The organism is Bradyrhizobium sp. IC4059 (assembly GCF_020193615.1).
GTDB classification, from domain to species: Bacteria; Pseudomonadota; Alphaproteobacteria; order Rhizobiales; family Xanthobacteraceae; genus Bradyrhizobium; species Bradyrhizobium yuanmingense.
Genome location: NZ_JADYVH010000001.1, coordinates 150,336 through 163,511, shown reverse-complemented (window position 1 = coordinate 163,511; position 13,176 = coordinate 150,336). Strand labels below are relative to the sequence as shown.

The window sequence follows — 13,176 nt, the reverse complement described above, 5'->3', positions numbered from 1 at the left end:
TTCACTCCTGGACTTGAGACAATCTCACGCAAAGACGCGCGGGCGCAGCCCGGCATGAAACCAGGTAATCATGGAATAGATGTCGTAGACCGGCAGCCCCACCTCGGCCTGAAGTGCTGCGGCATAAGGCGGCATGTTGGTGCATTCGAGCACGATGGCGCCGACATCCGGATGCTTGGCAACGAGCTCCTTGCCGGCCTCGACCACGTCGCGCTCGGCTTGCGCGATGTCCATGTCGTCCTTCTCGGCCTTGATCAGGACGCGGAAGAACTCCTTGCCGCTCTCGGTGCCGACCAGCGGCGTGTCGAGCGGCACGCCGGCGCCTTCGAGATGGGCCGGTGTCAAGGTCGAGCCCGACACCGTGACGAGGCCGACGCGCTTGCCGGGCGGCAGGGTCGCCTGCACCCACGGCACCTGCATCAGCGAGGAAGTCGCGACGGGAACGCCGACGGCCGCCGCGATCTCCTTCTGGAACAGCGAGAGGAAGCCGCAATTGGTGGTGATGGCCTCCGCTCCCAGCCGCACCAGATCCTTGGCCGCATCGATGAAGTCGGGCAAGAGGCCGGCCGCGCCCTTCAGCACCACCTTTTCCGGCGAGGCGCCGCTCACCACGCGATAGAGCACCGGGAATGGCCATGTCGTGCCGTTGCCCATGTCGCCGGGAATGCGGGGAAAGCGCGCTTCCAGCATCAGGATGCCGAGCGGCGCGCCGTAGATGGCCTTGCCGCCACGGGCGATACGGGAGGAGTTGCCGGGATCGGTCATGGTGCGCTCTCAGAGGAAACGATCGGGCGCGAACGGCGCGAGCGGAATCTCCGGCGCCTTGCCGCTCACGAGCTGGGCGACCAGACGGCCGGTGCGGGCCGAGCCGACCAGGCCGACATGGCCGTGGCCGAAAGCATAGACGATGTCGCGCGAGGCGCGCGCATAGCCGATGCAGGGACGTCCGTCCGGCATGCTCGGGCGATGGCCGAACCAGGTCTTGACGCGCGAGGCCGGAATGTCCTTCGGCAGTTTCGGGAACATGCTGACGAGGTGGTTGCGCAGAATCTCGGCGCGCTTCCAGTTCGGCGCGGCCTCGAGGCCGGCGATCTCGACCGTGCCGGCGGCGCGCAGGCCCTTGTTGGTCCAGTTCACCACCAGCTTGGCGTCGGAGGCCATGATCGAGCTGCGCGGGCCGACTTCCGGATTCTCGATCACGACATGATAGCCGCGCTCGGTCTCGAGCGGGAGGGGATCGCCGACCGACGCGGTGAGCTGCTTCGAGCGGGCACCGGCCGCGACCACCGCGGCGTCACAGGCGATCTCGCCGGTCTCGGTGACCACAGCGACGAGCTTGCCGCCCTTGAGCTTCAGCCCGGTCGCCTTGGCGCGTACGTGCTTCGCGCCGCTGGCAATCGCATGATTGGCAAGGGCTGCAACATAAGCGCCGGGATCGCGGCAGCGCCCGGCTTCCTCCACCACGACGCCAAAGGTGTAGCGCGGATGCAGATCCGGCTCACGCTGGCGCATTTCGTCGGCATTGAGCTCCAGCCATTCGACGCCAACCTTCCTGCGCAGGCGCCAGCCGAGATCATTGTCGAAATTGCCGCGCGATGTGAACACGTGCATCACGCCGTTGCGCTCGATCAGCTCGGGGACGCCGGCTTCTTCCGCGAGCTTCCTGTGCAGCAGCGGCGCGTCCTTCAGGAGATCGCGCAGCGCGAACGCCGTGGTCTCGACCCGCGCCGCGGTCCAGCCCGAGAGCAGATACTTGATCAGCCAGGGCAGCGCCTTCGGCAAGTAAGACCAGCGGATCGCGAGCGGGCCGAGCGGGTCCAGGAGATAGCCCGGCACCTTCTTCCAGACGCCGGGCTCGGCCGGCGGGATCACCGAATGCGACGACAGCCAGCCGGCATTGCCGTAGCTCGCCGCCTGCTCGCCGCCGGGCTCGCCCGGATCGATCAGCGTCACGCGATGTCCCTCGCGCAGCGCCTCGATAGCGCTGATCACGCCGATCGCGCCGGCTCCGATGATGGCGACGTGGCGGCCGTCAGGCATCGCTCTAGGCTTTCACCGCCGGCGTGAAATCCTTGCCGACCGAGATCGCCCTGGGATCGATGATGCAATGGAGGATCGACGGCTTGCCCGAGGCGAGCGCGCGCTCGAACGCCGGTGCGAACTCTTCGGTGCGCTCGACGCGCTCGCCATGCCCGCCGAACGCCTTCGCATACATCGCAAAGTCCGGGTTCTTCAGCTGCGTCCCGACGACGCGGCCGGGATAGTCGCGCTCCTGGTGCATGCGGATGGTGCCGTATTGCGAATTGTCGATGATAATGACGACGAGCGGCGCGTCGTACTGCACGGCGGTGGCGAATTCCTGGCCGTTCATCAGGAAGCAGCCGTCGCCCGCAAACGCGACGACGACGCGATCCGGATATTGCCGCTTGGCCAGCACGCCCGCCGGCACGCCATAGCCCATCGAGCCCGAGGTCGGCGCGAGCTGGGCGGCGAAGCTGTGGAAGCGGTGATGGCGATGGATCCAGCCGGCGTAATTGCCGGCGCCGTTGCAGACGATCGCGTCGTTCGGCAGGCGGTCGCGCAGCCAGGTCATCACCTCGCCGTACTGGAACCTGCCCGGCAGCTCGCGCGCCTTCTCGGTCCAGGCCAGATAATCGGCATGCGCCTTCGCGGCCTCGCCCTTCCATGCCACCGCACCTGACGGCTTCAACGTCTCGACGGCGGCGGCGAAGGCGGCCGGCGTCGCCTGGATCGCCAGTTCAGGCTGATAGATGCGGCCGAGCTCTTCGGAGCCCGGATGCACATGGATCAGCTTCTGCTTCGGATTGGGAATGTCGAGCAGCGTATAGGACGACGATGGCATCTCCGACATGCGGCCGCCGATCAGCAGGACGACGTCGGCATTGTCGATGCGCGCCTTCAGGCCGGGGCTCGGCCCGATGCCGAGGTCGCCGGCATAATGCGAATGGTCGGCGTCGATCAGCGCGGCCCGGCGGAACGAGGTCGCGACCGGCAGGTCGAACCGCTCGGCGAACCGCGCGATGCTCTTGGCCGCCTCGTCGGTCCAGCGCGAGCCGCCGAGAATGACGAGCGGCGCCCTTGCGCCGGCCAGCATGGCGCCGAGCTTTTCGATATCGGCAGGCGCCGGCCAGCTCACGGCGGGCTCGATGCGCATGGCATCGGCAACGGCCGCGGTCTCGGTCAGCATGTTCTCCGGCAGCGCGATCACCACGGGACCAGGGCGGCCCTGCATGGCGACGCGGAAGGCGCGCGCGACCAGCTCCGGAATGCGGTCGGGACGGTCGATCTCGACCGCCCATTTCGCCATCGAGCCGAACACCGCCTTGTAGTCGAGCTCCTGGAACGCCTCGCGCTCGCGCATGCCGGTGTCGACCTGGCCGACGAACAGGATCATCGGGGTCGAATCCTGCATCGCGATGTGGACGCCGTGGCTGGCATTGGTGGCACCGGGGCCGCGGGTGACGAAGCAGACGCCCGGCCGCCCCGTGAGCTTGCCATAGGCTTCCGCCATCATCGCCGCGCCGCCTTCGGCGCGGCAGATCACGACGTCGATCGGGCTGTCATGCAGCGCATCGAGCGCCGCCAGATAGCTCTCGCCCGGCACGCAGGTGACGCGCTCGACGCCCTGGGCGACGAGCTGATCGATCAGGATCTGGCCCCCGGTGCGGGTGTTGCGAATGGTCATGTCGGCTCCCTCAAGACTTCGGCGATACGCACGTGTTCGGGAACTGGCCTAAGACAGGCCGAGAGCGTGCGCAAGGTCGAAAGGCTTCTCGCAGCCTGCGCAGGCGTCATGCCCGTCCCTGCCGTTTGCACTACAGGCCCTGCCGCGGCCATGATGGCGAGCTTCGGCATCTTCGTCTACGATCCCTCTGAATCACTGTTCGGGAGCACCGGAATGCAAACCATTGGCCTGATCGGAGGCATGAGCTGGGAGAGCACCGCGCTTTACTACAAGCTCATCAACGAGCGGGTCCGCGACCGCATCGGCAAGCTGCATTCGGCCCCGCTTCTGATGTACTCCTACGATTTCGAGGAGATCAAGCAGATACAATATGCTGGCCGCTGGCAGGAGGCGGCGGCGAGCCTGGCGGAGGTCGCGCGGCTGCTCGAAAGTGCCGGCGCGCGGGCGATCGTGCTGTGCACCAACACGATGCATAAATTGGCGCCGGAGATCATCTCCAGCGTCAACGTTCCGTTCATCCACATCGGCGATGCGACGGCCGAGCGGATCCGGGGCAAGGGATATCGGCGGGTCGGGTTGCTCGGCACCAGGTTCACGATGGAGGAAGACTTCTACATCGACCGATTGCGCGCGCACGGTCTCGACGTCAGGGTCCCTCCCGCGGACGAGCGCGCCGAGGTCAACCGCATCATCTACGACGAGCTGTGCCTCGGCAACGTCGCCGCGCCCTCGCCGCCGCTACCAGGAGGTGATGGCGGCCCTCGTCGCCGGCGGCGCCGAGTGCATCATCCTCGGCTGCACCGAGATCACCATGCTGGTCGGTCCTAATGACACGTCGGTCGAGACATTCGACACCACGGCCATTCACGCCGAGACGGCCGCCGATTTCGCGATCGGGTGAATTGATCTCGTCAATTTCAGCCCCGCTATCCTCACCCGCTCCGCTTCTGTCGCGCGCTCGCCAGCAGCACCAGCATGAATGAGGCCGCCGTCATCAAGGTCGAGATCGCGGCGATGGTCGGATCGATCTCGTCGCGCAGCGCGGTGAACATGCGCTTGGTCAACGGCTGATACTGGCCGCCGGAAATGAACAGCGCGACGATGGTCTCGTCCATCGCCGAGATGAAGGCGAAGATTCCGCCCGCAACCACGCTGGACTTGATCTGCGGCAGCGTCACCGCGAAGAAGCTGCGCAGGCGGTTCATGCCGAGGCTGCGCGCCACCATCTCCTGCGCCGGATCGAAACTCTGCAGGCCCGCGAGCACCGAGATGACGACATAGGGCAGGCCCAGCATCACGTTCGCCAGCACGAGGCCGGGCATGGTCGCGACCAGACCGACTTTGGCATAGACGAAGAAGATGCCGACGGCGGTGATGATGATCGGCACCACCAGCGGCAACAGAAGCGCCAAGTGGATCAGCCTCATGATGCGCAGCTTCGACTGGCTGATGGCATAGGCAGCGGCCACCCCGAACGGGGTCGCGATCACGACGGTGAGGAGGGCGACCGTCAGCGTCACCCGCGTCGCCTGCATCCAGGCGGGATTTGAGAAATACTGCTGGTACCAGCGCAGCGAAAAGGACGGTGGCGGAAAGGTGAGAAAGCGCGCGCTGGAGAACGAGATCGGCGCGATAATCAGAACGGGGAGGATCAGATAGACCAGCACCAGCGCGCTGACCACGAAGAGGGCGATCCGTGCGGGCGAGGCGCGCATCATTTCTGCCCCAACACGCGGTCGAGCGAGATGAAGCGGCTGACGACGAAGAAGATCACGAGCACACTGATGAGCAGCACCACCGCGACCGCGCTCGCCGCCCCGAACTGGTTGTAGAGCTCGACATTGCGGCTCACCAGCATCGACACCATCACGGTGCGGCCGCCGCCGAGTAGCTCCGGCGTGATGTAGAAGCCGAGGCAGAGCACGAACACCATGGTGCAGCCGGCGAGCACGCCCGGCAGCGACAGCGGCAGGAACACGCGCATGAAGGTGAGCGACGGGCTCGCGCCCAGGCTGGCGCCGGCCTGCATGAGATCGTTGGGAATCTTCTGCATGGTGGCGTAGAGCGGCAACACCATGAAGGGCAGCAGGATGTGCACGGTCGCAACCACCGTGCCAAAGGTGTTGTGGACCAGCGCGAGCGGCTCGGAGATCACATCGAGATAGCGCATGAACTGGTTGATCACGCCAGTGCGCTGCAGCAGCGCCAGCCAGGCATAGGCGCGGACCAGCACGCTGGTCCAGAACGGCAGCACGACCAGCGAGAGGATGACGATGCTCCACCCTTTCGGCACCGAATTGGCAAGGTAGGCCACGGGATAGCCGAGCAGCAGCGCGATTGCCGTGACCGCGAGGCTGATCTCGAAGGTCAGCGCGAAGCTGCGCCAGTAGACGTCTTCGGTGAAGACGCGGCGATAATTCTCCAGCGTGAAGCCGTCATGGTAGATCGACTGCCAGGCCAGCCAGCCCACCGGCAGCACGATCAGAGCCAGGATCACCAGCAGCGCCGGCGAGACCAGTGCCAGCATCAGGCCGTGCTCACGGCGCTGATGTTTTTGGGAGGGATCTGGCACTGAAGTCGTCAACGTTGCCTCGCTCACTTCTGCATGAAGGACGCCCAGCGCTTCTCGGCGGCTTCGCCCGCCGGCGAGGACCACCAGGCGTAGGACATCAGCGCCTGCTTGGCCGCATTGGCCGGCTCGCTCGGCAATTGCGCGGCGCGCTCGGGCTTGATCACGCCCGTCTCGAATGCCTTGGGATTGCCTGGACCATAGTCGATGTGGAGCGGCAGGTTGGCCTGGTGCACGGGATCGACGGCCTCGTTGAGGAATTTTATCGCGGTGGCGAGATTCGGCGCGCCCTTGAGGATGCAGAGCGAGGTACTCTGCAGGATGCCCTGGTTGTAGGTAAAGGCGACCTTCGCGCCTTCCTTGGCGACGGCACTGACGCGGCCATTCCAGGCCATCTCCATGTCGACCTCGCCGTCATTGAGCAACTGCGCCGACTGCGCGCCCGAGGTCCACCAAACCGTGATGTGCGGTTTGATCTCTTCCAGCTTCTTGAAGGCGCGGTCGACGTCGAGCGGATAAAGCTTGTCCGGTGCGACGCCGTCGGCCATCAGCGCCGCCTCTAACGTTGCAAACGGATGGTTGCGCAGCGCGCGGCGGCCGGGGAATTTCTTCACGTCCCAGAAATCGGCCCAGCTGTTCGGCGCGTCCTTCGGGAATTTCTTCTGGCTGTAGGCAAGTACGCTCGAATAGAACTCGTAGGACACTGAATAGGGGCTGCGATAGGCCTCCGGCATCGCCGCGCCGTTTGGAATCTTCGAGAAGTCGAGCTTCTCCATCAGCCCCTGTTCGCCGCCGCGCAGGCAGTTACCGGTCGGGGTGTCGACGACGTCCCAGATCGGCTTGCCGCTGCCGACCTGCGTCTTGATCGCGGGCCAGGCATCGGGAATGGAGTCCTGGTTGATGGTGATGCCGAGCTTCTTGGCGGAGGGATCGAGGATCGCCACCGTCTGCGCCTGCTGATAGGCGCCGCCCTGCGAGACGAAGGTGATCTGCTCGGCGGCATCAGCCGCGCTGGTCAGTCCGATTGCGCCCAGCAGCGCGCAGCCCAATCCAAATTTCTGCTTCATCGTCATCCTCACCTCCTCCAAATGATCCTACTTGCCGATCGCATCGAGAAACTGGTACCAGCCGGCGACCACGCGCACGGCGGGCTCCCGCAGCGGATAGAACGGAATCGCCTTCATGCGCCGGGCGTCGAGCAGGCCGACGTCGGGCGCCTCGCCGCGCACGAAGGCGGCGAGATAGCTGCCCATCAGGCTCGACATCGCAACGCCTGCGCCGTTGTAGCCGACCGAGAAGAGCGTGCGGTCATCGAGCCGGCCGATATGTGGGACCGAGTCCAGCGTCATCGCGACGAGGCCCGACCATTTGTATGCGAGCGGGACATCGGCGAGATCGGGGAAGATGCCGACCATCGCCTTGCGCAAGGCGTCGAATGCGGCCTGCGAATCCTGCTTGCCGAAGGCGCCGCGGCCGCCGAAGATGACGCGGTTGTCGACCATGCGGAACCAGCGCATCATGCGCTTGGTCTCGGTGTAGGTGCGCCCGGTCGGCATCAGTTTTCCCGCGAGATTGCCGGGAAGCCGCTCGGTTGCGACCATGGCGCTGCGGAAGGGAATCAGCGTGCGCTGCAGATGCGCGGTGGCACCGGTCAGATCCGAATAGCTGTTGGTGGCAATGATCGCCTGCCTGGCGCGCACCGCGCCTTGCGGTGTCTCGGCAACGATGCCGTCCTTCTCGCGCCGGAGCTTGACGACCGGCGACTCCTGGAAAATCGGAACGCCGCGGCTTGCAACGCCATTTGCGAGGCCGCGCAGATAGTTCAGCGGATGGATCCCGCCCGAGCCGGGATTGAGCACACCGCCGACAAAGATCTCGGAGCCGGTCTCCTCGCGCACCTGTCCCTTGTCGAGGATGCGGACCGCGGCGGAGCCCATTTCGCGCGTCATCCAGTTGGCCTCGTCGATCGCGGCCTTGAGCGTCGTCTCATTGTGCGCGGCCTTGACCTGGCCGGTGCGCACAAGGTTCGCGCTGGTGATGCCGAATTCGGAGACGAGTTCCTCGACCATGTCGGTCGATTCATGCGCGATCTCGTACATGCGCCGCGCCATGGCGCGACCATGCGCGGCGTCGATCTCGCGGAACGAGAGACGGAATTTTGCGGTGATCACGCCGCCATTGCGCCCGCTCGCGCCCCAGCCGGGACGGTTGGCCTCGAGCACGACGGGGCTGAGCCCGCTCCTGGCAATGTGGTGCGCGGCGGAGAGGCCAGTGTAGCCGGCACCGATGATCACCACATCGGCTTGGCTCTCGCCCGACAGCACGGGAAACGCGCGCGCCGGCTCCGCCGTGGCTTCCCACAGCGAATTGACCGATGGCAGCGCGCGCCAGTCCCGTGTCATGCCACAACTCTCCGTTACGCCGCCGGCCCGATGGCCGCGTCGGCAAGCGCCTTCAACGTCGGATAATGGAAGTCCGGCTTGGTCAGCGTCTCCACCGCCGGCGTGCCGCCGAAGCCGGCGATGCCCTGACGGCGCTCGATCCAGCACACCTTATAGCCAAGCTTCCGCGCGATCCCGATGTCGTGATACTGGCTCTGCGCGACGTGCAGGATGTCGGATTGCTTGTAGCCGAAGGCCGACTGGCGGCCCTTGTTGTAGGCGAAGAATTCCGGATCAGGCTTGGCAACGCCGGTGTCGTCGGCACAGACGGTGTCATCGAAGGGATTGCCGAGCGCATGCGCGTAGCACGACAGCGCGACGCGGTCGGCATTGGTCATCGCAACCAGCCGGAATCTTGTGCGCAGCCGCTTGAGCGCCTCAACGGAATCGGAGAACGGGCCCCAGCGCAGCACGGCGAGCTGGAACACGTCGCATGAGGCATCGTCCGCCGGGAGCCCGAGCTCGTTGGCGAGATGGCGGTAGACGTAGAACATCACCTCGCTGGAGCGCTCATAATGCTTGTCACGCCCGCGCTTGTAGGATTCGAAAATCTGTTCGTCGCTGAGCTCGGCCGCCTTGTTGCCTCCGATCTTGCGCACCGCTTCGAGCACGCCGGTCTCGAAATCGATCAGGGTGCCGACGACGTCGAAGGTGAGGACCTTGAAATTGCTGAACGCGGCTTGGGTCGACATGTCAGTTTCTTCTCTCGGGTTGGATGAGGCTTGAGTTCAGTCCCTCACCCTGGGCACGACGATGGTGTCCTCGGGATGGAGGGTGACGGTGAGGCTGCCGCCGAGCGGCGGAATGCGGTGATAGGCCTGATGGTAGCTCGGCTGGCGCAGGCTGAGCGCGATGCCGCCTTCGAGCGCGAGGAAAATGCGCAGGCTCTCGCCCTGATAGACGATGTCGGTGACGGTCCCGGTCAGCCGGTTGCAGGCGGCATCCTGCGCGCCGTCATCGATCAGCAGCTTTTCGCTGTGCACGGCCAGCATCAGGGCATCGCCATCGGGAATGGCGCGCGCGCTGCGCAGCAAGGCGTTGCCGAGCGCGACGCTCGAAGCGTCGACGCGACGAACGGGGAGCATCGTCGCTTCGCCGATGAAGCTGGCGACGAAGGAATCGACGGGATGGTCGTGCAGCCGGGCCGGCTCGTCGATCTGGACCAGCCGGCCGTCCTTCATGACGGCGACGCGGTCGCTCATGGTCAGCGCCTCGCGCTGGTCATGGGTGACGTAGATGATGGTCGCCTGGATGCGCTTGTGCAGCGCGCGCAGCTCGATCTGCATGGATTCGCGGAGCTGCTTGTCGAGCGCCGAGAGCGGCTCGTCCATCAGGATCAGGCGCGGCTCGAAGATCATGGCGCGCGCCAGCGCCACGCGCTGGCGCTGGCCGCCGGAGAGCTGCGCGATACCGCGCTCTTCATAGCCGGCAAGCCCGACCATGCTGAGCGCTGCGCGCACCTTGTCCGGCCAGAAGGATTTCGGCAGGCGCCGGGCGCGCAGGGGAAAGGCGACGTTCTCGCCGACGCTCATGTGCGGAAACAGCGCGTAATTCTGGAACACCACGCCGATGTCGCGCTTGTGCGGCGGCATGTAGGTGACGTCGCGGCCGCCGAACAGAATGGTGCCTGAGGTCGGCAGGATGAAGCCGCCCAGAATGCCGAGCAGCGTGGTCTTGCCGGAGCCGGACGGGCCGAGCAGCGAGACGAATTCACCGGCGCCGACATTGAGCGAAACGTCGTCGAGGGCGCGAACGGCGCCATAGGCCTTGCTGGCGGACCTGATCTCGACGCTTTCCGCTCGCTTGTCCAACGATCGACCTCGCGATGTCCCTCAGCCGGCGTGCCTCACTGCGCGCCATAAGCCTGCTTTATAGACAGGGGTTTGGAGCACTCACCGCCGAAGCGTGCGCTGCACCAAATCCTCTCTCGAAGGGCCTGTCTTTAGCCTGTCATGCTGATGACACCAGACTGGGCAAAATCCGGCAATTGCCAAATTCTCACCGCGTCCATAACATGACGTTATGCCCGAGCTCCGCCGCATGCTGCCGTCCAGCAACGCCCTGTTCGTCTTCGACGCGGCGGCGCGCAATGGCAGCTTCACGGCTGCGGCGGCTGAGCTGAACGTGACGCAGCCGGCGGTGAGCCGGATGCTCGGACAGTTCGAGGAGCATCTCGGCGTTCGCCTGTTCGATCGCAAGGCGGGCCGCGCGGTGCTCACCGAGGAAGGTGAGCTGCTCTATCGCCGCGTGCTCGAAGGCTTCCGCAGCATCGAGAGCGGGCTCGTCGAGATCGAGCGGCGGCGCAAGGGCACCGAGACGGTGACGCTGTCGGTCTCCTCCGCCTTCACCACGCACTGGCTGATGCCGCGCATCGACAAGCTGCAGAAACAGTTTCCGCAAGTGGATCTGCGCTTCCAGCTGATCTCCGGCGCGCTGCGCGGGCCGGTGGAGAATGTCGATCTCGGCATGCGCTTCCGCGACCGCGACGAGCCGCCCTCCGGCGGCACGCTGGTGATGAAGGAAGTGATGCTGCCGATGTGCAGCCCCGGCTATCTCGGCGAGACTGATCCTGCCGAGGGCAACACCATCATCCGCCTCGCCGAGACGCCGGGCGACTGGGCCGCGGATTACGCTTCGCTCCTCACCGGGCGCCGCGGCGCGGCCAAGGCGCTGAGCTTCACCGACTATGCCGTCGTGGTGCAGGCCGCGCTGCTCGGCCAGGGCATCGCGCTCGGCTGGCTGACGGTCGCCTCGCACTGGCTGCTCACCGGCGCGCTGGTGCCGGCCTCCGACCGGCTCACCACCACGCGCCGCATCTGCGAATTCCTGCCGCCGCGCAACCGCCCGATGCGCCCGATCGCCGCCGAGATCCGCGACTGGATCATCGCGCAGATGAAAAGCGAGATCGCCGCGATCGACCGGCTCTATCCGAAGCTCGGCGCCATGGCGGCGTGCTATTGAGCCTGGAGCGAGCTTCACAAGAAGCCGTCATGCCCGGGCTTGTCCCGGGCATCCACGTTCGCCGTGCCACGTGGTAAGGCGTGGATGGCCGGGACAAGCCCGGCCATGACGCTGTGGAGGCGTCGCCCCCCTCCCTCCACGTCATTGCGAGCGCAGCGAAGCAATCCAGAGTCTTTCCGCGGAGGGATTCTGGATTGCTTCGTCGCAAGAGCTCCTCGCAATGACAGTGTGGAGAGAGGCTTGCCCGCTACCGATGCTCGATCGCCCTGATCGCACCGCGCAACTCTGCGAGGCCGCGCAGGCGGCCGATGGCGGTGTAGCCGGGATTGGTGCGCTTGGTGGCGGCGAGATCGTCGAGCATGCGGTGGCCGTGATCGGGACGGAACACGATTCTCTTCTCCGGTGCGCGCCGCGCGTTCTCCTTCAACAGCGCCTTGAGCACCGCGATCATGTCGACGTCACCGTCGAGATGGTCGGACTCGTAGAACGACAGGACGTCCGCCTCGCGCTTGGTCGCGCGCAGATGGGCGAACGCGATGCGCGGGCCGAAGCGCTCGGCCATATCAGGGAGATTGTTCTCCGCGCGCACGCCGAGCGAGCCGGTGCAGAAGCAGATGCCGTTGGCCTTGGACGGCACGGCATCGAACAGCGCCTGATAATCGTCGGCGCTGGAAGCAATGCGCGGCAGGCCGAACAGCGGCCGCGGCGGGTCGTCCGGGTGCAGCGTCAGGGACACGCCGAGCTGCTCGGCCACCGGCGTCACGCGCGCGAGAAATTCCACGAGATGCTGCCGCAAGATCTCAGGCGTGATGTCGCGGTAGGTGTCCAGCCGATCGCGGAATTGCGGGATCGTCATCGGCTCGGTGGTCGAGCCCGGCAGCGCGCTGGCAATGACCATGACGAGATAGTCGATATCCGCCTGGCTCATCTGCTCGAACAGCTTTTTAGCGCGCGCCTGCTGCTCGGGGGTATACTCTTGAGCAGCCGCCGGGCGCTTCAGGATGTGCAGCTCGAATGCCGCAAAGCGGTCCTGGTCGAAGCGCATGGCACGGGCGCCGTTCGGCAGCTCCCATTCCAGATCGGTGCGGCACCAGTCCACCACGGGCATGAAGTTATAGCAGATGATCTTGATGCCGGACGCGGCGACCGCCTCCAGGCTCGCGATCCACGCCTCGATCGACTTGGTCGCTTTTCCGCCGAGGCGCTTGACGTCGTCAGGGATCGGAATCGATTCCACCACCGACCAGGTCAGCTGCGAGCGACCGGGCTGGCCGTTCTCGATGAAGTTCTTGCGCTCCTCGACCGCCTTGCGCGTCCAGGCCTCTCCGATCGGCACCTGATGCAGCGCCGAGACGATCTGGCTCGCCCCGGCCTGCCTGACATCATCGAGCGAGACCGGATCATCCGGCCCGTACCAGCGCCATCCCTCCAGCATCATGTGCTGCCTCCCAAAGCGTTTTCGAGCGAAGTGGGTACCGGTTCGCGTGAAGAAAACGCGT

11 protein-coding genes and 1 pseudogene are annotated in these 13,176 nt (G+C 65.7%); 2 read left to right on the top strand and 10 right to left on the bottom strand.

Annotated elements, in window-relative coordinates:
- Nucleotides 1–24 precede the first annotated feature (24 nt).
- The 3 genes from I6F12_RS00780 to I6F12_RS00770 are packed head-to-tail and all read right to left on the bottom strand — an operon-like array spanning nucleotide 25 to nucleotide 3,706.
- On the bottom strand, nucleotides 25–765 hold the full coding sequence (locus I6F12_RS00780; protein WP_225155273.1) for an aspartate/glutamate racemase family protein: 741 nt from the start codon (nucleotides 763–765) through the stop codon (nucleotides 25–27).
- Nucleotides 766–774: 9 nt separating this feature from the next.
- A complete protein-coding gene (locus tag I6F12_RS00775; protein WP_225155272.1) occupies nucleotides 775–2,040 on the bottom strand; it encodes an FAD-binding oxidoreductase in 1,266 nt (421 codons plus the stop codon).
- 4 nt (nucleotides 2,041–2,044) lie between these two features.
- The gene (locus I6F12_RS00770) at nucleotides 2,045–3,706 is read right to left on the bottom strand and encodes a thiamine pyrophosphate-binding protein (RefSeq protein ID WP_225155271.1); all 1,662 of its coding nucleotides are present in this window, start codon (nucleotides 3,704–3,706) and stop codon (nucleotides 2,045–2,047) included.
- Between the two features lie 213 nt (nucleotides 3,707–3,919).
- Between I6F12_RS00770 and I6F12_RS00765 the strand changes: the two are divergent.
- Nucleotides 3,920–4,607, top strand: a pseudogene (locus tag I6F12_RS00765) (aspartate/glutamate racemase family protein).
- 31 nt (nucleotides 4,608–4,638) lie between these two features.
- Here I6F12_RS00765 and I6F12_RS00760 read toward each other — a convergent pair.
- The 6 genes from I6F12_RS00760 to I6F12_RS00735 all read right to left on the bottom strand — a co-directional run bounded on the left by I6F12_RS00760 (nucleotide 4,639) and on the right by I6F12_RS00735 (nucleotide 10,527).
- Nucleotides 4,639–5,424 carry an ABC transporter permease gene (locus I6F12_RS00760; RefSeq protein WP_225155270.1) on the bottom strand — a complete coding sequence of 262 codons (786 nt, stop codon included), beginning with the start codon at nucleotides 5,422–5,424 and terminating at the stop codon, nucleotides 4,639–4,641.
- Entirely contained in the window at nucleotides 5,421–6,233 is an 813-nt protein-coding gene (locus I6F12_RS00755) for an ABC transporter permease (RefSeq protein WP_225155269.1), read from the bottom strand. Before I6F12_RS00755 ends, I6F12_RS00760 begins: the two co-directional genes overlap by 4 nt.
- Before the next feature lie 68 nt (nucleotides 6,234–6,301).
- Nucleotides 6,302–7,348 (bottom strand): ABC transporter substrate-binding protein, encoded by a 1,047-nt coding sequence (locus I6F12_RS00750; protein ID WP_225126135.1) that lies wholly within the window; start codon nucleotides 7,346–7,348, stop codon nucleotides 6,302–6,304.
- Between the two features lie 21 nt (nucleotides 7,349–7,369).
- Nucleotides 7,370–8,677 carry an FAD-binding oxidoreductase gene (locus I6F12_RS00745; protein WP_225155268.1) on the bottom strand — a complete coding sequence of 436 codons (1,308 nt, stop codon included), beginning with the start codon at nucleotides 8,675–8,677 and terminating at the stop codon, nucleotides 7,370–7,372.
- 14 nt (nucleotides 8,678–8,691) lie between these two features.
- Complete coding sequence (locus I6F12_RS00740) at nucleotides 8,692–9,408, bottom strand: HAD family hydrolase (protein WP_225155267.1); 717 nt, start codon at nucleotides 9,406–9,408, stop codon at nucleotides 8,692–8,694.
- Nucleotides 9,409–9,444: 36 nt separating this feature from the next.
- Nucleotides 9,445–10,527 (bottom strand): ABC transporter ATP-binding protein, encoded by a 1,083-nt coding sequence (locus tag I6F12_RS00735; protein ID WP_225155266.1) that lies wholly within the window; start codon nucleotides 10,525–10,527, stop codon nucleotides 9,445–9,447.
- 211 nt (nucleotides 10,528–10,738) lie between these two features.
- Between I6F12_RS00735 and I6F12_RS00730 the strand changes: the two genes are divergently transcribed.
- Complete coding sequence (locus I6F12_RS00730) at nucleotides 10,739–11,677, top strand: LysR family transcriptional regulator (RefSeq protein ID WP_225155265.1); 939 nt, start codon at nucleotides 10,739–10,741, stop codon at nucleotides 11,675–11,677.
- A gap of 247 nt (nucleotides 11,678–11,924) precedes the next feature.
- Here the strand turns inward: I6F12_RS00730 and uxuA are convergent, their stop codons facing one another.
- A complete protein-coding gene (uxuA, locus tag I6F12_RS00725; protein ID WP_225155264.1) occupies nucleotides 11,925–13,115 on the bottom strand; it encodes a mannonate dehydratase in 1,191 nt (396 codons plus the stop codon).
- Between the last annotated feature and the right edge of the window lie 61 nt (nucleotides 13,116–13,176).